Origin of the sequence: Streptomyces gardneri (assembly GCF_006539185.1) — a bacterium.
GTDB lineage: Bacteria > Actinomycetota > Actinomycetes > Streptomycetales > Streptomycetaceae > Streptomyces > Streptomyces gardneri.
Genome location: NZ_BJMN01000051.1, coordinates 20,724 through 39,509, shown reverse-complemented (window position 1 = coordinate 39,509; position 18,786 = coordinate 20,724). Strand labels below are relative to the sequence as shown.

Annotated in this window: 19 protein-coding genes; 11 read left to right on the top strand and 8 right to left on the bottom strand. The window is 72.4% G+C overall.

Annotation, left to right across the window (positions count from 1 at the left end; genetic code table 11):
- Positions 1 to 18 precede the first annotated feature (18 nt).
- Positions 19 to 651: a response regulator transcription factor gene (locus SGA01_RS33085; protein ID WP_141301308.1), complete on the bottom strand. Its 633-nt coding sequence runs from the start codon at positions 649 to 651 to the stop codon at positions 19 to 21.
- A 400-nt stretch (positions 652 to 1,051) separates the two neighbouring features.
- On the opposite strand from SGA01_RS33085, the gene SGA01_RS33075 reads away from it, so the two are divergent.
- A complete protein-coding gene (locus SGA01_RS33075) occupies positions 1,052 to 1,633 on the top strand; it encodes a hypothetical protein (RefSeq protein ID WP_141301243.1) in 582 nt (193 codons plus the stop codon).
- A 153-nt stretch (positions 1,634 to 1,786) separates the two neighbouring features.
- On the opposite strand, the gene SGA01_RS33070 is transcribed toward SGA01_RS33075, so the two are convergent.
- On the bottom strand, positions 1,787 to 2,611 hold the full coding sequence (locus tag SGA01_RS33070) for an ABC transporter permease (protein WP_141301241.1): 825 nt from the start codon (positions 2,609 to 2,611) through the stop codon (positions 1,787 to 1,789).
- On the bottom strand, positions 2,608 to 3,528 hold the full coding sequence (locus SGA01_RS33065) for an ATP-binding cassette domain-containing protein (RefSeq protein ID WP_174867591.1): 921 nt from the start codon (positions 3,526 to 3,528) through the stop codon (positions 2,608 to 2,610). Before SGA01_RS33065 ends, SGA01_RS33070 begins: the two co-directional genes overlap by 4 nt.
- A gap of 212 nt (positions 3,529 to 3,740) precedes the next feature.
- Here SGA01_RS33065 and SGA01_RS33060 point away from each other — a divergent pair, with 212 nt between their 5' ends.
- Together SGA01_RS33060 and SGA01_RS33055 are read left to right on the top strand one after the other, a co-directional pair.
- Positions 3,741 to 4,916: a sensor histidine kinase gene (locus tag SGA01_RS33060; protein WP_141301237.1), complete on the top strand. Its 1,176-nt coding sequence runs from the start codon at positions 3,741 to 3,743 to the stop codon at positions 4,914 to 4,916.
- Entirely contained in the window at positions 4,913 to 5,575 is a 663-nt protein-coding gene (locus SGA01_RS33055; RefSeq protein WP_141301235.1) for a response regulator, read from the top strand. Before SGA01_RS33060 ends, SGA01_RS33055 begins: the two co-directional genes overlap by 4 nt.
- Here SGA01_RS33055 and SGA01_RS33050 read toward each other — a convergent pair.
- Positions 5,542 to 6,186, bottom strand: coding sequence for an HIT family protein (locus tag SGA01_RS33050; protein ID WP_141301233.1), 645 nt, complete (start codon positions 6,184 to 6,186; stop codon positions 5,542 to 5,544). The genes SGA01_RS33055 and SGA01_RS33050 overlap by 34 nt on opposite strands.
- Positions 6,187 to 6,248: 62 nt before the next feature.
- On the opposite strand from SGA01_RS33050, the gene SGA01_RS33045 reads away from it, so the two are divergent.
- The gene (locus SGA01_RS33045) at positions 6,249 to 6,797 is read left to right on the top strand and encodes a GNAT family N-acetyltransferase (RefSeq protein ID WP_141301231.1); all 549 of its coding nucleotides are present in this window, start codon (positions 6,249 to 6,251) and stop codon (positions 6,795 to 6,797) included.
- 29 nt (positions 6,798 to 6,826) lie between these two features.
- Here SGA01_RS33045 and SGA01_RS33040 read toward each other — a convergent pair whose 3' ends face one another.
- From SGA01_RS33040 to SGA01_RS33030, 3 genes are read right to left on the bottom strand one after another with little or no spacing between them, the layout of a single operon-like run.
- Positions 6,827 to 7,975 (bottom strand): sensor histidine kinase, encoded by a 1,149-nt coding sequence (locus SGA01_RS33040; RefSeq protein ID WP_141301229.1) that lies wholly within the window; start codon positions 7,973 to 7,975, stop codon positions 6,827 to 6,829.
- A gap of 13 nt (positions 7,976 to 7,988) precedes the next feature.
- Entirely contained in the window at positions 7,989 to 8,708 is a 720-nt protein-coding gene (locus SGA01_RS33035) for an ABC transporter permease (protein WP_174867589.1), read from the bottom strand.
- Positions 8,705 to 9,625, bottom strand: coding sequence for an ABC transporter ATP-binding protein (locus SGA01_RS33030; RefSeq protein ID WP_141301227.1), 921 nt, complete (start codon positions 9,623 to 9,625; stop codon positions 8,705 to 8,707). The genes SGA01_RS33035 and SGA01_RS33030 overlap by 4 nt, the downstream gene beginning before the upstream one ends.
- Before the next feature lie 295 nt (positions 9,626 to 9,920).
- Here SGA01_RS33030 and chsH3 point away from each other — a divergent pair, with 295 nt between their 5' ends.
- The 3 genes from chsH3 to SGA01_RS33015 are packed head-to-tail and all read left to right on the top strand — an operon-like array spanning position 9,921 to position 12,853.
- A complete protein-coding gene (gene chsH3, locus SGA01_RS33025; protein ID WP_141301225.1) occupies positions 9,921 to 10,775 on the top strand; it encodes an enoyl-CoA hydratase ChsH3 in 855 nt (284 codons plus the stop codon).
- A gap of 41 nt (positions 10,776 to 10,816) precedes the next feature.
- Positions 10,817 to 11,893, top strand: coding sequence for a Zn-dependent alcohol dehydrogenase (locus tag SGA01_RS33020; RefSeq protein WP_055643842.1), 1,077 nt, complete (start codon positions 10,817 to 10,819; stop codon positions 11,891 to 11,893).
- Positions 11,894 to 11,908: 15 nt separating this feature from the next.
- A complete protein-coding gene (locus tag SGA01_RS33015) occupies positions 11,909 to 12,853 on the top strand; it encodes a 3-oxoacyl-ACP reductase (protein ID WP_141301223.1) in 945 nt (314 codons plus the stop codon).
- 318 nt (positions 12,854 to 13,171) lie between these two features.
- Here the strand turns inward: SGA01_RS33015 and SGA01_RS33010 are convergent, their stop codons facing one another.
- Positions 13,172 to 14,311 carry a hypothetical protein gene (locus tag SGA01_RS33010; protein ID WP_141301221.1) on the bottom strand — a complete coding sequence of 380 codons (1,140 nt, stop codon included), beginning with the start codon at positions 14,309 to 14,311 and terminating at the stop codon, positions 13,172 to 13,174.
- Between the two features lie 242 nt (positions 14,312 to 14,553).
- Between SGA01_RS33010 and SGA01_RS33005 the strand changes: the two genes are divergently transcribed.
- The 4 genes from SGA01_RS33005 (at position 14,554) to SGA01_RS32990 (ending at position 18,778) form a co-directional block, all read left to right on the top strand.
- Entirely contained in the window at positions 14,554 to 15,591 is a 1,038-nt protein-coding gene (locus SGA01_RS33005) for an ABC transporter substrate-binding protein (protein WP_141301219.1), read from the top strand.
- Between the two features lie 177 nt (positions 15,592 to 15,768).
- The gene (locus SGA01_RS33000; protein WP_141301217.1) at positions 15,769 to 16,602 is read left to right on the top strand and encodes a Nif3-like dinuclear metal center hexameric protein; all 834 of its coding nucleotides are present in this window, start codon (positions 15,769 to 15,771) and stop codon (positions 16,600 to 16,602) included.
- Positions 16,599 to 17,342: a zinc ribbon domain-containing protein gene (locus SGA01_RS32995; protein ID WP_190133496.1), complete on the top strand. Its 744-nt coding sequence runs from the start codon at positions 16,599 to 16,601 to the stop codon at positions 17,340 to 17,342. Before SGA01_RS33000 ends, SGA01_RS32995 begins: the two co-directional genes overlap by 4 nt.
- Complete coding sequence (locus SGA01_RS32990) at positions 17,342 to 18,778, top strand: bifunctional RNase H/acid phosphatase (protein ID WP_141301215.1); 1,437 nt, start codon at positions 17,342 to 17,344, stop codon at positions 18,776 to 18,778. Before SGA01_RS32995 ends, SGA01_RS32990 begins: the two co-directional genes overlap by 1 nt.
- The last annotated feature ends 8 nt before the right edge of the window (positions 18,779 to 18,786 follow it).

Genomic DNA, 18,786 nt, shown 5'->3' with positions numbered 1-18,786 from the left:
CCGGGGCCGGGCCGCGCCCTACAACCAGCCCTGCTGACGTGCCGCCCGCACCGCCTCCATGCGGTTGCGGGTGGACGTCTTGCCGATCGCCGAGGACAGGTAGTTGCGGACGGTGGACTCCGACAGATGGAGCCGGGCCGCGATGTCCGCGATCGTCGCCCCGTCCACCGAGGCGGCGAGCGCCTCCCGCTCCCGCCCCGTCAGCGGGTTCGGCCCCGCGCCGAGGGCGGCGGCCGCGAGGGCCGGGTCGATGACCGTCTCACCGCGCAGGACCTGCCGGACCGCCTCGGCCAGCTCCTCCACGGGCCCGTCCTTCACCAGGAACCCCGCCGCACCGGCCTCCATCGCCCGGCGCAGATAGCCGGGGCGGCCGAAGGTCGTGAGGATCAGGACCCGGCAGTCCGGCACCTCGTCGCGCAGGTCGGCGGCGGCGTCGAGCCCGCTGCGCCCGGGCAGCTCGATGTCGAGGAGCGCCACGTCGGGCCGCGAGAGCAGCGCGGCGTCCACGATCTCGTCACCCCGCCCGACCTGGGCGACGACCTCGATGTCCGGCTCCATCCCGAGCAGCAGGGCCAGCGCCCCGCGCATCATGCCCTGGTCCTCGGCGAGGAGAACTCTTGTACACCTCACTGGGCGGTGGTCCTGCGGCATCTCGTCCACGAAGAACAGCGTAGGACAGATGGCCTGTTGGGGCGCCCCCGGCAAGGCTGTGAAAACAGAGGAGTCAACTCGCGTCGCGACAGCGGGAAGTGGTCGGCCACGTTCGCCCCACGACCACACAGCACGCACCACGGGTTGGCGTACAGGTACGCCTTACGGATGCGCTGACACCGCGTGGCGCAGACAGTGCCACCACCTGACGCACGGTCCTTGTCTGCTTCCCTCCCGGGTATCGAGCACGAGGGCAGGGTCGTCGGGGCGTGGTCATCACCTCAAGCTCGCCACTTGTTTTGACAGGCAGTTGAAAGGGGAACGTGAATCCGTCTGCCGGCGTGCGTGTGCATCCATGCAGGAGGACACTAAAACCGTGCTCCGCATCTAGGAGGCATCCATGGGTGGTGAGCCTGCGACAGAATCACGAGGAAGTAGGCTGCGGACCCACATCGGCTGGTGGGTAGGCATCTGTTCGGCAGTCATCGGCATCTTGGCCTTCTTCCTGACGCGATGCGAGAGCGGGGCCCCGAGTCTCAGCGAGTGGCGAGCCAAGGCGGATGCGATCTGCGAGCAGGAGTTTCCGGGCGTTCTTCAGAAAATGCGCGCTTCGGACGAGTCTTTTCTTTCGCTCATACGGAAGACCAACCCCGAGCAAACTGATCGAAATGCTGCGTCGGACGCAGCGCAGGAGGTCTCCGCGTCCATGCGGCACCTTGTGGGGAGCTGGCGTGCACTGGAGCAGCCGGACGAACAGCGAAGCGAGATCGATAAACTTCACTCAGCCGGTGCCGCTTTCAGTGAAGCGTACGCGAGCTTTTCGTCGGCAATTTACCTCGACGAATATAAGGATGAGGCATACGGGGACCAGGAGACCGCCGCGATCAACGCGCTCAGTCATCAGGTGGATATCCTGAAGCTGAAGGAGTGCAAGGGGCAGGTCGGTAGTCCGGAAGACGAGGGCGTGATCATCGTCCCGTGACCACCACAGCGGTAGGTGCCTACCGATACGAGCGCTGATCTTGCGGGGTCGGACGTGCCGAAAAGACCCGGCACAGCGCCAGCCCAGAACCGTGCATCTCGGTCACGGGGAACAGGGTGGGGCGGAACGGCTGTCCGGGGCCTGTCCAGTGGTTCACACGTCGCGGCGTCTCACGACGAGCACGGCGAGTGCGACCGCGGTCAGCGGCCAGAGCACGTACACGAGCCAGGAGCCGGGGACCGTGGCGGTGTGTCCCAGGGATCCGGGGTCCGGCTCCCAGTTCTGGACGAGGCGCTTCCAGGCGGCCGAGACCATCGCGTGGTGGACGACTGCCGACCAGCGCGCGCTCTCCGAGAACATGGGGGGCAGCATGAGCAGCGTGAAGACGCTGGTGACCATGGTCGCGGCGCTGTGGCGGAGCAGGACGCCGAGGCCCAGGCCGATCAGGGCGCAGACCGGTGCCAGCAGCGCGGACGCCACCAGCGCCCGGAACACCCCGGGGTGAGTGAGGGGGACCCCGGCGTCCTGACCGCCGAGGACGGCCTGGGAGACCAGGAAGGAACCGGTGGAGACGACCGTGCCGACCGCGGTCCACAGCGTGGCGGTGACGGCCGCCTTGGCCAGCACCACCGAGCCGCGGGCGGGGACGGCCACGGTGGTGGTGCGGATCAGGCCGCTGCCGTACTCGCTCACCACGGTGAGGGCGCCGACGCAGCCGGAGACGAGTATCAGCGTCCAGTAGCCGGCCGGCGGATAGGCGACGTAGGGCAGGAACCCGGCGGAGCCGGAGCGGGCGCCGTCGGCCGCGAGCGCGGCCACGGCGGAGGACCCGATGACGAACACGACGGTGAGTGCGATCGCCCACGGGGTGGAGCGCAGGGACCGCATCTTGATCCACTCGGAGGCGACCAGGTCGAGGAAGCGGGCGGGTGACCCGGTGACCGCGGTGGTCGGGGGGACAGAGGCGAGTGTGGTCATCGGGGCTGTCCTGCCTGGTATTCGACGCTGTCGGCGGTGAGTTCCATGAAGGCCGCCTCCAGCGAGGCGGTGTGGTGGGTCAGTTCGTCCAGCCGGATGCGGTTCTCGAAGGCGAGCGCTCCGATCCGGTCCGCCGGGAGCCCGGTCACGGCGAGCTTCTCGGCGCCCGCCGAGCCTTCCGGCTCGACCGTGGCGCCCGCCGCGGTCAGCACGGCCGCCAGCTCGGCGGCCTGCGGGGTCCCCACCACGACGCTGCCACGGGTGCCGCGGGCCGCGAAGTCCCGTACGGACTCGGCGGCGATGAGGCGGCCCCGGCCGATGACGACCAACTGGTCGGCGGTGTTCTCCATCTCCGACATCAGGTGGCTGGAGAGGAAGACCGTGCGTCCCTCGGCGGCCAGGCGCCGGAAGAGCCGGCGTACCCAGAGCACGCCCTCCGGGTCCATGCCGTTGATCGGCTCGTCGAACATGAGCACCGGCGGGTCGCCGAGCAGGGCGGTGGCGATGCCGAGACGCTGCTTCATGCCGAGGGAGAAGCCGCCGACGCGACGGTTCGCCACCTCGGCGAGACCCACCTCCTGGAGCACCTCGTCCACCCGGCGCCGCGGGATGCCGTTGCTGCGGGCCAGGGCGGACAGATGGGCGGCGGCGCTGCGTCCGCCGTGGACCTGGCCGGCGTCGAGGAGGGCGCCCACGTGCCGCAGTCCGCGCGGGTGGTGGGCGAAGGGGACACCACTGACGGTGGCGGAGCCGGTGGTGGGCGCGTCCAGGCCGAGGATCATCCGCAGGGTGGTGGACTTGCCGGCTCCGTTGGGGCCGAGGAATCCGGTGACCCGGCCCGGCCGCACGGTGAAGGACAGATGGTCGACGGCCGTCCTGCCGCCGTAGCGCTTGGTGAGTTCGTTGACTTCGATCACGGCACCCACACTGCCGAGAGGACCCCCGCCCGGGCATGGGGCCGTGGGCGGCAATCGTGCGGCCGGGTTCGCCCGTGGGCGTACGTCCCGAGGCCAATGCCGTGCGGGCGGCGGTCCGGTTAGTCTCGCGGCGTGGACCTCATGACGATCATCACGCCGCCTGCGCGTGCCGCGCACCGCGGCCCTGCTCCCGAGCGAGGGGCACCCCGCCGATGACGAGAACGAAGGCTGTGGCCTGGGCAGGGGGCGCCGCCTACCTGCTCATGGTGGGTCTGCTGGTGGGGGGCGCGCCGCGGGCATCGGGCACGGTCCACGGTGTCGGGTCGCTGCTGGCCGTGAGCCTGCTCGTCGGAGTGGTACGACGGAATCCGCTGCCGGCTCTGGCACTGGTGCTGTTCGGTTCCACCGCCGTGGTGGCGGGCACGCCGAGCTCCGTCCACGCGGACCTGTCGGTGGGGTACCAGGGCCAGTTCCTGTCGTTTCTGGCCGTGGACCTCGTCCTCGGCTTCCTCGTCGCCACCTGCGCCCGGCGAGCCTCGACCGTCGCCGCAGCCGTGTCTCTCGCCGTGCAGCTCCTGGCCATCGGCGTCTTCGCGCACGGGGACAACCTGACCGTGAACGTCGTCATCGCCCTCTTGGCGATGGCCGCGTCCTGCACGGTCGGCCTGCTGAGCCGTGAGCGCCGCGAGCACGCGGCGGCGCTGCGTTCCCAGGAGGTGGCCGAGGCCGTGACCGCCGAAAGGCTGCGGATCGCGCGGGAGTTGCACGACATGGTCGCGCACAGCATCGGCATCATCGCCATCCAGGCCGGTGTGGGCGGCCGGGTCATCGACACCCAGCCCGCGGAGGCCCGTGAGGCCCTGCGCGCCATCGAGGCCACCAGCAGGGAGACTCTGTCGGGTCTTCGGCGCACACTGGTGTCACTCCGTCAGGCCGACCCGGGAGCGACCGCGTCGGAGCGGTCACCGCTCGCACCTTCGCCGGGGCTGGCGGACGTCGACCGGCTGGCGGCGTCGACCGCGGACGCGGGGACACACGTCGATGTGCGCCGCAGCGGGGAGCAGCGTCCCCTGCCGGCCGACATCGATCTGTCCGCCTACCGGATCGTGCAGGAGGCGCTGACCAACGTGGTCCGGCACGCGGACACCGCGCGTTGCCGGGTGGCCATCGACTACGGGGACGAGGAGCTGTCCGTGGAGGTCGTCGACGACGGGCGCGGCGCCGCCCAGGACGGCTCGGCCCGCGGTTTCGGCATCATCGGGATGCGGGAGCGGGTCGCCCTGCTCAACGGTCACCTCAGCGCCGGACCGCGGACCGAGGGCGGCTTCCGGGTGGCTGCCAGGCTGCCGCTGCCCGCCCGCATCGGAGCTCCGGTGGAGGCCCGATGACCGTGCGCGTGGTGCTCGCCGACGACCAGCCGCTGGTGCGGTCCGGTCTGCGCGTCCTCATGGCCGATCACCCCGACCTGGAAGTCGTCGGTGAGGCCGGCACCGGCGCCGAGGCGGTCCGGCTGGTCAGGGATGTCAGCCCTGACGTCGTGGTGATGGACATCCGGATGCCCGGCATGGACGGGATCGAGGCCACCCGCCTGATCATGGCCGGTCCGGCGACGACCCGCGTCCTCGTCCTGACCACCTTCGACGAGGACGACTACGTCTACGGCGCGCTCCGGGCCGGCGCGAGCGGCTTCATGGTCAAGGACATGGCGCTGGACGACATCCTCGCGGCGGTCCGCGTGGTCGCCGCCGGCGACGCCCTGATCGCGCCGGGAGTGACGCGCCGTCTGATCGCCGACTTCGCCCGGCGCCCCGAAGCCGTCCCGGAGCGCTCCCCACGGCCGGTCGAGGGCATCACCGAACGGGAACGGGAAGTGCTGACCCTGGTCGGACGCGGCCTGTCGAACACCGAGATCGCGGAGGACCTCTTCATCACGGTGGCGACCGCCAAGTCGCATGTGTCACGGCTGCTCACCAAGCTGGGCGCCCGGGACCGGGTCCAGCTCGTGATCACCGCCTACGAGGCGGGGCTCGTCACGCTGCCTCGCTGATCGGCGGCGGGCCGGCGACTGCCTCCGTAGGAGGCGACCAGGGCGTCCGCCACGATCGCCGCGTCCGCCTCGGACACGTCCTCCGGGTACTCCGGCAGCAGGTCGTCCCAGATGGTCATCCACGACCCGTACAGCTGGGCCTGCCCCTCGGGGCGGGCGAAGAACCAGATGTGCAGGTGGGCGCCGCCGTCTCCGATGCGGTAGACGTGGGCCCGGGAGATGTGCGGCAGTGCCTGCACATGGCGGGCGATGTGCGTGCTGAGCACGCCCAGTTCGGCCGCCAGTTCGTCGGGCAGGTCCGCCAGGTCGTGGTGGTCGAGCGGATGCAGCATCAGCACCAGCGGCACGCCGACCTTCGCGATCCGGGTGAGCCGCCAGCGTTCGTCGAACCAGATCCCCTCGTCCCGGCCGCGGCACGAGTCGCAGTCCGACGGGTCCTCGCCGTGCCGTGGAGGTTCGGGCAGGACCGGCGAGCGCAGCGGTGCGACGCGCAGGCCGTCCGGCTCGAACGGGCTGATGTCCCACCCCGTCATACGGGCCAGGGGGAGCCGTCGTTCACCATCCGCGGCAGTGCTCGCGTGGTCGTAGAACTCGTCAGGTCGCAGGGCCATGCCCGAAGGCTACTGTGGCGATCTCCTCAACTCCCGTACGGGCGTGCGATAGGTTCCCCGACATGACCGAACTCGGGCCTGACTCCTGGCCGCCCGCCCCGATCAAGACCGAACGGCTCGTGCTCCGCGCCTCCGAGGCGCGGGACCGGGCGGCGTTCGTCGAGCTGTTCTCCTCGCCCGAGGTGGGTGTCCACGTCGGTGGCGCCCGGCCGCGTGACGAGCTCGACCGGGCGATGCCCGAGGTGCCCGGGCAGCGGCACGGCCTGTTCGTGATCGCGCTCGACGGGGCGATGATCGGCATGATCACGCTCGACCGGCGCGACGCGGAGCGTCCGGGACACGTCCGGCCGGAGGGCGGAGAGGCCGAGCTCGGCTACATGCTCCTGCCGGAGGCGTGGGGACAGGGGTACGCCGCCGAGGCGTGCGCGGCGGCGCTCGACTGGTTCGCCGGCGCGTGCCCCGGTGAGCCGGTGGTGCTCGGCACCCGGACGGCCAACGACCGCGCGATGCGCCTCGCGGCGAAGCTGGGGTTCACCGAGGCGGAGCGCTTCGAGGAGTACGGCGCCGAGCAGTGGTTCGGTGTGCGGCACTCGGTCACGCCGTCCGGCTGAGCCCGCGCCGCCCCCGCTCGTGGTCGTGATCACGAGCGGGGCGCGCCCGTCTCCGCGGGGAGTTCCGCGGGGAGTTCCGCCGTGACCTGGAAGCCGCCCCGGGGCGCCGGGCCCGAGGTCAAGGTGCCGCCTGCCGTCGCCATCCGCTCGCGCAGGCCCCGCAGGCCGCTGCCCGGGACGCCGTCCGTGGGGCCCCGGCCGTCGTCCGTGACGGTGAGGCGGACCCGGTCGGCGGTGCCGTCGAGGGCTATCACGCAGCGGGTCGCGCCGCTGTGCCGTACCGCGTTCGTCGCGGACTCCCGTACGACCCAGCCCAGGAGGGCCTCCGTCTGCGGCTCCAGGAGCGGGCCCGAGCGGCGTACCACCGGCTCGATGCCCGCCGAGGAGAGCGCGTCGCGCGCCCGGTCCAGCTCCGTCGCGAGACTGCCCTCGCGGTAGCCCGTGACCGCCTCCCGGATCTCCGTGAGCGCCTGGCGGCCCACCGACTCGATGTCCGCGATCTGCGACAGCGCGCCGTCGAGGTCGTGGGGTGCCAGGCGGCGCGCGGCCTCCGACTTCACCACGACCACCGAGAGGGTGTGGCCGAGGAGGTCGTGCAGGTCCCGGGAGAAGCGGAGCCGTTCCTTCTCCACCGCCGCCCTCGCCAGCTCCTCCCGGGTCGCCCGCAGCTGCCGGACCAAATCGTCCAGGGCGAGGATCGCCGACGTCACCATGATCGAGGTGAACGTCCCGTACACCACGCTGATCGAGTCCCAGCCGTCCCGCCAGAAGGTCACCACCCCGGCACCCAGGACCAGGGGGACGGTGACCAGGGGCAGCATCCTGCCCCGGCGCACCACCGCCCCCACCACCAGGCCCAGGAGCGGGAAGAAGAGCAGCCACTCCCGTCCGTAGCCGATGGCCAGGGCGAAGGTGAGCGCCGCCAGCGCGCCGAGGAGGGTCCACGTGAGGCGGGACTCGCGGAGCTCCGGGACGAACGCGCGGAAGATGATCGCGATGTAGAGGGTGTTGAAGGTGATGAGGCCGAGGCTGCCGATCCAGGGGTTCGGGGCCTCGCCCCCGAGGAGGTGGGAGAGCGCGCCCATCCCCATCAGGAGCCAGGGGAGGAGGCTGAGGCCGGTCGGGCCCCGGTCGGAGTGGGCCCGTGCCACCCTTCTCCACCGTTGCCAGGTTCGCATCCTCGCCCGCCTTTCACACCGTCCGTGCCGAGCGACGGTACGAGACCGCCGCGTACATCCCGAAGAGTGCCGTCCACACCGCCAGTACGGCCAGGGCGCCCGCCCCCGGCGCCGTGCCTTCCGTCATCGCCACGCCCAGCTCCGCGAAGCGGTTCGTCGGGGTGTACTCGGAGATCGTGCGGAGCCAGGACGGGAAGAGGACGGTCGGGAACCAGAGGCCGCCGACGACCGCGAGGCCGAGGTTGCAGGCCACGTTGACGACTCCCGTCGTCTGCGCGGAGAGGCGGTAGCCGTTGCCGATGCCGAGGAGCGTGAAGGGGAGCGAGCCGAGCCAGAGCGTGAGGGCGACCGCCGCCCACTGCCAGGCCGCCATCCGCACGCCGTTGGCCAGGCCGCCCGCGAGGAGGACGCCCGCGATCGCCGGGAGGACGACCACCGAGCCGGTCAGGGCGCGGCCCGTCACCACCTGGCGCGGGGTCATGGGCGTGACGCGCAACTGCCGCAGCCAGCCCGTGGACTTGTCCTCGGCGACCCCGGTGCCCAGCGAGAGCGCGGCGCCGAGCGCCCCGTACGCCGCCATGCCGACCATCGCGGCCGTCGCGAACGAGCCGTCGTCCGTGCCCAGGTTGGTGAAGAGGAGGTACATCATCACGGGGACGCCGATCGTCGAGATCGTGAATCCGGCGTCGCGCAGGGTGCGGCGCACTTCCAGGCGGACGTATGCGGTGATCATCGGGTCGGCTCCGGTTCCTTGAGTGCGGCGGCGGGCTTGTGGGTGAGGGCCAGGAAGGCGTCGTTCAGGGAGACCGGGGCCACCTCGAGGGACCGGATCGCGTCCCGTGCGGCCAGGGCGCGGACCGTGGCGTCGGAGTCGTCGGTACGCAGCCGGGCGCGGTCGCCGCGGATCTCGACGGAGGTGACCCCGGGCAGCGTGCCGAGCCACTCCGTCGGGCCGCCCGCCAGGTCGAAGGCGACGAGGCCGCCGCCGGCCGCCCGCTTCAGCTCCTCGCCCGTGCCGTCGGCGAGGATCCGGCCGGAGTCGAGGACGACGATCCGGTCGGCGTGCGCGTCCGCCTCCTCCAGGTAGTGGGTGGAGAACAGGACGGTGTTGCCCCGGCGCGCGTAGCCGCGCATGGCGTCCCAGAACTCCTGGCGGGCCTCGACGTCGAGGGCGTTCGTCGGCTCGTCCAGGACGATCAGCTCCGGGTTCCCGGCGAGCGCGACGGCGAAGCGGACCCGCTGGACCTGGCCGCCCGAGAGCCGCTCGACCCGGCGGTCGGCCAGGGCGGTCAGCCCGGCGAGCGCCAGGGCCTCCGCCACCGGCATCGGCGAGGGGTACGTGCGGGCGACGAAGGTGAGCAGCTCGCGGACCGTGACCCGGGGGACCGGCCGGCCCTCCTGGAGCATCGCGCCCACCCGGCCGGCCGCGACGGCGCCGGCCGGGGCCCCGCCGAAGAGCCGGACCCGGCCGCTGTCGGGTGTGTCGAGGCCGAGGAGCAGGCCGATGGCCGTGGACTTGCCGGCGCCGTTCCGGCCGAGCAGGGCCACGGTCTCGCCGGGTGGAACGGCGAGGTCGAGGCCGTCGACGGCGCGGACCGGTCCGTACGCCTTGGAGGCGGCCTCGAAGGCGACCGCGGGTTCGTTCGTCATACGGACGACGCTACGGATCCGGGCACCCGGGGCGGCAGGCGTGAATGTACGGACCTGGCCGGGACAAATGTCCTGGGCGCCGTCGACGGTCCTTTGCGGTGTATCTGACGTACCGTCAGGCGAGGGGTGCCGGGAGGGTTCCCAACTCCTTTCGCCTCGGCTATACATGAGATCCACCGACCTAGAACGCGTTCTAGAACGGCCGCGTCCGGGACGGTCCCGCACGGCCTCGGTGCGACCGACGGTGCGGACGGTCGCACCGAGGTCTTTCCACGCCACGAGGAGCAGCAGCCCGATGCCGATCGACCCCGCCAAGGCCGTCGCCGCCGAACCCCGCAGCGCCGAGATCTCCTGGGACCACAAGGACGTCCAGCTCTACCACCTGGGACTCGGCGCGGGCACGCCCGCGACCGACCCCGACGAGCTCCGCTACACCCTGGAGTCCAGGCTCCACGTCCTCCCCAGCTTCGCCACCGTCGCGGGCGCCGGCATGGGCGTCGTCGGCGGGCTCTCCGCCCCCGGCATCGACATCGACCTCGCCGCCGTCCTGCACGGCGGCCAGTCGGTCACGCTCCACCGGCCCGTCCCTGTCAGCGGCCGGGCCGTCTCCACCTCCCGGGTCGCCGCGGTCTACGACAAGGGCAAGGCAGCCGTCCTCGTGCTGCGCAGCGAGGCCTCCGACGCCGACGGCCCGCTCTGGACCAGCGACGCCCAGATCTTCGTACGCGGCGAAGGCGGCTGGGGCGGCGACCGCGGCCCCTCCGAGCGCCTCGCGCTCCCGGACCGGCAGCCCGACGCCACCGTCGAGCGCCCGATCCGCGAGGAGCAGGCCCTGCTCTACCGGCTCTCCGGGGACTGGAACCCGCTCCACGCCGACCCCGAGTTCGCCAAGCTCGCCGGCTTCGACCGGCCGATCCTGCACGGGCTCTGCTCGTACGGCATGACCCTCAAGGCCGTCGTCGACACCCTGCTCGACGGGGACGTCACCCGGGTCCGCTCCTACCGCACGCGCTTCGCCGGGATCGTCTTCCCCGGCGAGACCCTGCGCCTGCGGATGTGGGCGGACGAGGGCCGCGTCCAGGTGGTGGTCACCGCCGTGGAGCGCGACGACGCCCCCGTGCTCGCCGACACCGTCGTCGAGCACTCCTGAGACCTCCGACCCAGACCCGTACTCCTGAGGGGAGCCGCACCATGCGCGCAGCCGTACTGCACGAGATCGGCCAGGACAAACTCGAAGTCCTCGACGACGTCGAGGCGGTGGGCTTCGGCCCCGGCAAGGTGCGGATCCGCGTCCGGGCCACCGGCCTCTGCCACTCCGACATCTCCGCGATGAACGGCGTCCTCCCGCAGCCCGCCCCCTTCATCCCCGGCCACGAGGGCGCCGGCGAGATCCTCGACATCGGCGACGGCGTCACCCACCTCACCCCGGGCCAGCGCGTCCTGCTCTGCTGGCTGCCCTCCTGCGGCACCTGTCCCGCCTGCAAGCGCGGCCAGACGCAGCTCTGCCTGGCCGGCTTCATGAACGCCGGCACGCCCAACTTCAAGCGCCCCGGCGGGGACGTCTTCGGCTTCGCCGGCACCGGCACCTTCACCGAGGAGGTCGTCGTCGACGCGGGCTGCGCCGTCCCCATCCCCGACGACGTGCCCTTCGACATCGCGGCCCTGATCGGCTGCGGCGTCACCACGGGCCTCGGCGCGGCCATCAACACCGCGAAGGTGGAGGCCGGTTCGTCGGTCGCCGTCATCGGCTGCGGCGGCGTCGGCATCTCCGCGATCCAGGGCGCCAAACTCCAGGGCGCCGCCCAGATCATCGCCGTCGACCCCGTCGAGTCCCGGCGCGAGGCCGCGCTGCGCTTCGGCGCCACCGAGGCCATCGCCCCGGACGCGCTCGCCGACGCCAAGCAGCGGATCACCGCGGGCGAGGGCTTCGACTACGTCTTCGAGGTCGTCGGCAAGTCCGCCACCGCCCGCACCGCCTACGAGACGACCCGGCGCGGCGGCACCCTCTGCGTCGTCGGCGCGGGCGCCCTCGACGACTACCTCCAGCTCAGCATGTTCGAGCTGTTCTTCGACGAGAAGCGGATCCTGCCCTCCATGTACGGCGGCGGGGACGTGCTCACCTCGTACGAGCGGACCATCGCGCTCTGGCGGGCCGGCCGTGTCGACCTGGAGTCGCTCATCACCCACCGCGTGCCGCTGACGGGGATCAACGAGGCACTGGAGCAGATGCGGACGGGTGCGGCACTGCGCACCTGCATCGAGATCTGAGAGGACTGCTGCGAGATGTCACTCCCCCTTGAGGGTTTGAGCGCGATCGTCACCGGCGCCGGACGGGGTCTCGGCCGCGCCGAGGCGCTCGAACTGGCCCGGCTCGGCGCCGCCGTCGTCGTCAACGACTACGGGCAGGCCGGGCGCGACGGCTCCGGAGAGGCCTCCGCCGCGCCCGCCGAGGAGGTCGCCGCGGAGATCCGCGCGGCCGGCGGCCGGGCCGTCGCCCACCTCGGCGACGTCTCCGACTTCGAGACGGCGCGGGGCCTGATCGACCTGGCGGTGGCCGAGTTCGGGAAGCTGGACATCCTGGTCAACAACGCGGGCATCCTGCGCGACCGGATGGTCTTCTCGATGAGCGAGGACGAGTGGGACTCCGTCGTACGGGTCCACCTCAAGGGCCACTTCAACACCACCCACTTCGCCGCGGTGCACTGGCGGGGCCGGTCCAAGGCGGGGGAGACCGGCGTCTACGGCCGGATCGTCAACACCTCCTCCGAGGCCTTCCTCGCCGGTTCGGCCGGACAGCCCAACTACGCGGCGGCCAAGGGCGGCATCGTGGGCCTGACGACCTCGTCGGCGCTGGCGCTCGCCCGGTACGGGGTCACGGCCAACGTGATCTGCCCGCGTGCCAGGACCCGGATGACGGAGGACGTCTTCGCGGGCTTCGCCGAACCGGCGGCCGAGGGGGACCTCGACCCGCTGTCCCCGGAGCACGTGGCGCCGCTCGTCGGCTACCTCGCCTCCCCGGCGGCGGCCGGGGTCAACGGCCAGCTGCTCGTCGTCCACGGCGGGATGGTGGCGGTCGTGGAACGGCCGAAGGTGTCGGCCAAGTTCGACACGGCCAAGGAGACGTTCACCTACGAGGAGCTGGACTCCGTCCTGACCCCGCACTACGCGTCCCGGCCGGCGGGCGAGACGTTCGCCGCGGCGGAGGTGCTGGGCCTGAAGAAGGGCTGACGGGGGGAAGCCGCAGGGGCACGGTGGGGAACGGCGATGGGCCCCGGGGAGACCCGGGGCCCATCGCCCTGTGCACTGGACCGCTCGCTGGACTACTCGGTCACTGCGCGTCGGGTTCACGACGGTGACGACCGTGCGGCGAGGACGTGGAGTCCTCCGCCGGCGACGCCTCACCGCGATGCCTTCCGGAGCCGTTCGGCTCCTTACCCTCCGTGCTTGCATCCGACATGCTGGAACTCACCCCGTATGAAATCGGTCTTTCGGTGTTGCTGTGCAGGCAGTGAGTTTAATGATCCGGACCGACAAGGACGGAACGGTTCAGCCCGCGGGTCGACGGTCCGTCAGCGGGGCCTGCTGCAAGGGCACCGGGCGGCACACCCGGGGCTCGTCGACGGCCACCACCACCGGTACCGGTTCCGGTTCGGGCGGTGCCTCCAGGTCCGCGAGGCCGCACGGCGCCCCGGCCGTCGCGTACGGCAGGCGCAGTACGCCCTCCGCCGTCCACAGTCCCGCGCCGGGCAGCCAGCCCACGGGTGCGGCCGACTGGACCAGCCGGCGCGACGAGGGCTCCCAGGTCCCCACCCAGCTCCCGCCCGCCGCGTCGATCCGCAGCGCCACCGAGCAGCTCTCCGGCATCAGGACCTGGCCGGGCTGCACCGCGAACGGCGTCAGCGCAGCGTCGTCGAGCTTCAGGCACTCCGGGAACCGCACCGGCAGCAGGCTCCCGAGCACGCCCCAGCCGAGCCGCTCACGCCCCGGCGACGGCGCGTCGGAGCCGATGAGGAGCAGCCCGCTGTCCGGGTCGGCGAGGAGCAGCCGGTCGTCGCTCTCCTCGGTGATCTGGAGCAGCGGCGTCACCTCGCCGCCCCGCTCCAGGTCGACCGCGACGGCCTTCACCGGCCCGTCGTCCAGCCGCCGGTCGAGCGCGAGCATCCGGCCCGTGCGGTCGATCCACACCCCGCCCGTGCAGCGGCCCTTGATCTCGGCGACCTGCTCGGGGCCGAAGGCGCCGCCGGCGACGAGCCACAGCGTCGTCGTGTCGGGGCCGACGCACATCGCGTACGCGCAGATGCCGTCGGGCGAGGGCGGCAGCAGGACGAGGCGCTCGGAGCCGGGCGCCTCGACCGCGCCGAGCTGGAGCTCCCCGGTGGCCGGACCGGTGGGGTAGAGCAGTGAGAACGTGCTCCGCCGCCCGTCCACGCGACGGGCGACGAGGACCCGGCCGTCCGCGAGGGGCAGCAGCTGGGTGTGCGGCTCCTCCGGCTGGCCGAGGGGGAGCGGGACGGCATACGGCTCGGGGCCGTCGAGCGTCCACCGCTCCACGTACAGGGCGTCACCGGCGCCCGCGAGCCTGGCCGCGTACGCGCCGTTGGCCGTGATCGTGAAGCCGGCCGACCCGGTGGGTTCCTTGTCACGGTCGTCGTCCTCGGCCGCGGTCTCGATGGCACACGCTGTCATCGACTCGTCACCTCCGGCCACGAAGCTAGTTTTCGCACTTCCTGCCGAACAACACGAGCCCGGTCACTTCACACATAAGGGTGGTCGTCCGGCGGTTCGGCAGTGGATAAGGGGGCGGCTGTGCTGGAGTGACCCGTGATGAGTAAGGTAAGGCGAGCCTAAGCGGAGTCTGTGGCTCCGGTGTGGTCGCGCCCGTATCCCCGTACAGAAGCGCGTACAGCAGCACGTACAGGAGCCTTCTCATGTCCTTCCGCCGTCGCGGCACCGCCACCGTCGTCGCCCTCGCCGCCGCGCTCTCGCTCGCGGCCTGCGGGGGAGGGGACGGAGGGTCCGACACCTCCGCGAAGGAGGGCGCGACCAAGAAGAAGGACGTCGCCACCGGCGGCAAGGACTTCGGCGACGCCGCCGCCAAGACCGCCGCCATGGGCACCGACGCGAAGCCCGGCCAGTTCCCGCGCACGCTCACCCACGCCCTCGGCACGACCGAGCTGAAGGCCGCCCCCAAGCGGGTCGTCGTCCTCGACGTCGGCGAGCTCGACAACGTCGTCTCCCTCGGCGTCCAGCCCGTCGGCTACGCCCCCTCCGAGGGCGACGACGGCATCCCCGGCTACCTGAAGAAGGACGCCGGCACCCCGAAGTCCGTCGGCACCATCAACAACCTCAACCTGGAGGCCATCGCCAACCTCCAGCCCGACCTCATCCTCGGCAGCCAGCTGCGCGCCGCGGACAAGTACGACGAGCTGTCGAAGATCGCGCCGACCGTCTTCTCCATCCGCCCTGGCTTCACGTGGAAGGAGAACTACCTCCTCAACGCCGCCGCGCTCGACAAGTCCGCCGAGGCGAAGACGAGGCTCTCCGCGTACGAGGCGAAGGCGAAGCAGCTCGGCGCTGACATCGGCACGGACAAGCCGACCGTCTCCATGGTCCGCTACCTCCCCGGCAAGATCCGCCTCTACGCGAAGGCCTCCTTCATCGGCACGATCCTGGAGGACACCGGGCTGCCCCGGCCCGAGAACCAGCGGATCGACGAACTCGCGGCCGAGGTCAGCCCCGAGAAGATCGACGAGGCCGACGCCGACTGGATCTTCACCGGCGTCTACGGCGACGCCAAGGCCACCAAGAAGGACGCCGCCCAGACCAACCCGCTCTGGAAGAACCTGACGGCGGTCAAGGCCGGCCAGGCCAAGGACGTCCCGGACGAGACCTGGTACCTCGGCCTCGGCGTGACCGCGGCGAACAGCGTCCTCGACGACCTGCGCGGCTACCTCGTCAAGAAGTAGCCCCGACGCTCCGGCGCTCCGGCGCTGCGGGCCCGGGGCCTGCGGCGCCGGGGGCTTCTCGGCTTTTCCGGCGAGGACGACCGCAACCCATCATCGAGGAACCTCTGCGGCGGCCCGCCACATCCGCGAGAGCGGCGCCGGTTTAGGCGCAAAGGGGAGCCAGGTAGCCTTTCCCTCGTGCCCCGTCTGTCTGAAGTCATCGCCGCGCTCGACGCCCTCTGGCCGCCAGAGCGAGCCGAGTCGTGGGACGCCGTCGGCACCGTCTGCGGCGACCCCGACGCCGAGGTCGGCCGTGTGCTCTTCGCCGTCGACCCGGTCCAGGAGATCGCCGACGAGGCGATCGCCCTCGGCGCCGACCTGCTCGTCACCCACCACCCGCTCTACCTGCGCGGGACGACGACGGTCGCGGCCGGCCACTTCAAGGGCCGCGTCGTGCACGACCTCATCAAGCACGACGTCGCCCTCCACGTCGCGCACACCAACGCGGACACCGCCGACCCCGGCGTCTCCGACGCCCTCGCCGGCGCGCTCGACCTCCGGGTCACCGGCCCCCTCGTGCCCGAGAACAACCTCGGCCGGATCTGCGAGCTCGACCACCCCGAGACCCTCGCCGAGTTCGCCGCCCGCGCCGCGAAGCGGCTGCCCGCCACCGCGCAGGGCATCCGGGTCGCCGGCGACCCCGACATGATCCTGCGCCGCGTCGCCGTCAGCGGCGGCTCCGGCGACAGCCTCTTCGACGCCGTGCGGGCCGCGGGCGTGGACGCCTTCCTCACGGCCGACCTGCGCCACCACCCGGTCTCCGAGGCCACCCAGCGCGCGACGCGGTCGGCCGGGCCGCTGGGCCTGGTCGACGCCGCCCACTGGGCCACCGAATGGCCCTGGTGCGAGCAGGCCGCCGCCCAGCTCGACGAGATTTCCGACCGCCACGGCTGGGACCTCCGCGTCCACGTCTCGAAGACGGTCACCGACCCCTGGTCCTTCCACCACACCTCCCCTGGAGCCCCCAACTGAACGCCGCGCCCGCCGACCAGATCCGCCTCCTCGACGTCCAGGCCCTGGACATCCGACTTCAGCAGCTCGCCCACAAGCGCAAGTCGCTGCCCGAGCACGCCGAGATCGAGTCGCTGACCAAGGACCTCACCCAGCTGCGCGACCTGCTCGTCGCCGCGCAGACCGAGGAGAGCGACTGCGGCCGCGAGCAGACCAAGGCCGAGCAGGACGTCGACCAGGTCCGCCAGCGTTCCGCGCGCGACCAGCAGCGGCTCGACTCCGGCGCCGTGTCCTCCCCGAAGGACCTGGAGAACCTCCAGCGCGAGATCGTCTCCCTCTCCAAGCGCCAGGGCGACCTCGAAGAGATCGTCCTGGAGGTCATGGAGCGCCGCGAGTCCGCCCAGGAGCGCGTCTCCGAGCTGAGCGAGCGGGTCTCCGCCGTCCAGGGCAAGACCGACGACGCCACCGCCCGGCGCGACGCCGCCCAGGGCGAGCTGGACGCCGAGGCCGCCTCCGTCACCAAGGAGCGCGAGCTCGTCGCGGGCACCGTCCCGGCCGACCTGCTCAAGCTGTACGACCGCCTGCGCGAGAAGCAGGGCGGCGTCGGCGCGGCCCGGCTCAACCAGCGCCGGTGCGAGGGCTGCCGCATGGAGCTCGACATCACCGAGTTCAACGAGATCCGCGCTGCCGCGCCCGACACGGTCGTCCGCTGCGAGAACTGCAGCCGCATCCTGGTCCGCACCTCGGAGTCCGGCCTGTAATGACCACGGCACGCGAGCTGATCGTCGAGGCGGACGGCGGATCCCGGGGCAACCCGGGGCCCGCCGGTTACGGGGCCGTGGTCCTCGACCCGGTCACGGGCGAGACGCTCGCGGAGGCGGCCGAGTACATCGGCGTGGCGACGAACAACGTCGCCGAGTACAAGGGCCTGGTGGCGGGGCTCACGGCGGCCCGGGCGCTCTTCCCGGACGCCACCGTCCACGTCCGCATGGACTCCAAGCTGGTCGTCGAGCAGATGTCCGGCCGCTGGAAGATCAAGCACCCGGACATGAAGCCGCTGGCGGCCGAGGCGGGGCGGGTCTTCCCGGCGGGCCGCGTCCGCTACGAGTGGATCCCGCGCGAGCTGAACAAGCACGCGGACCGGCTCGCCAACGAGGCGATGGACGCGGGCAAGCAGGGCCGTCAGTGGGAGCCGTCCGGCTCGACGGCCGCGCTGGACGCCGTCGCCGCGCGCAACGCCGCGGCCCTGCCGCCCTCGGGCCCGCCCGGCGACGCCACCGCGGGCGCGGCGCGCGCCCGTGCGGCCCTGGCGACGCGCACGTCCGGGGTGCCGGCCGAGGCCGTGACGGGCTCCGCCGACGTGCGGGGTGACGGACTGTTCGCGGCGGAGGAGGCCGGAGCGTCCTCGGGAGACTTCGAGGCCGAGGCGGGAGCGGCGGCGCCGACGGGCCACGCCGCGCGCGTCCTCGCCCCGACCGCCCCGACCGCCGCGGTCCCCGCGGAATCGTCCGCGACCGCTGCCGCCCCGGCGGGTTCCGCCGCGCCCCGCCAGGGATGGTCCGGGCCCGACATGGGGGCTCCGGCGACGTTCGTCCTGCTGCGGCACGGCGAGACCGCGCTCACGCCCGAGAAGCGGTTCTCGGGGAGCGGCGGCACCGACCCCGAGCTGTCGGCGGCCGGGCTGCGCCAGGCCGAGGCCGTCGCCGCCGCGCTGGCCGCGCGCGGCACGATCCAGGAGATCGTCAGCTCGCCCCTCACCCGCTGCCGCCAGACCGCCGCCGCCGTCGCCGCCCGCCTCGGGCTCGACGTGCAGGTCGAGCGGGGGCTGCGCGAGACCGACTTCGGGGCCTGGGAGGGCCTGACCTTCGGCGAGGTCCGCGAGCGGTACCCGCGCGACCTGGACGACTGGCTGGCCTCCCCGAAGGCCGCGCCGACCGGCGGGGGCGAGAGCTTCGCGGCCGTCGCCCGGCGTGTCGCCGCCACCCGGGACCGGCTGACCGCCGCCCACGCGGGCCGCACCGTCCTCCTCGTCACCCACGTCACCCCGATCAAGACCCTGGTCCGGCTCGCGCTCGGCGCCCCGCCGGAGTCGCTGTTCAAGATGGAACTGTCGGCGGCCTCGATCTCGGCGGTGGCGTACTACGCCGACGGCAACGCGTCCGTACGGCTCCTCAACGACACCTCGCACCTGCGCTGAAAAAGGCT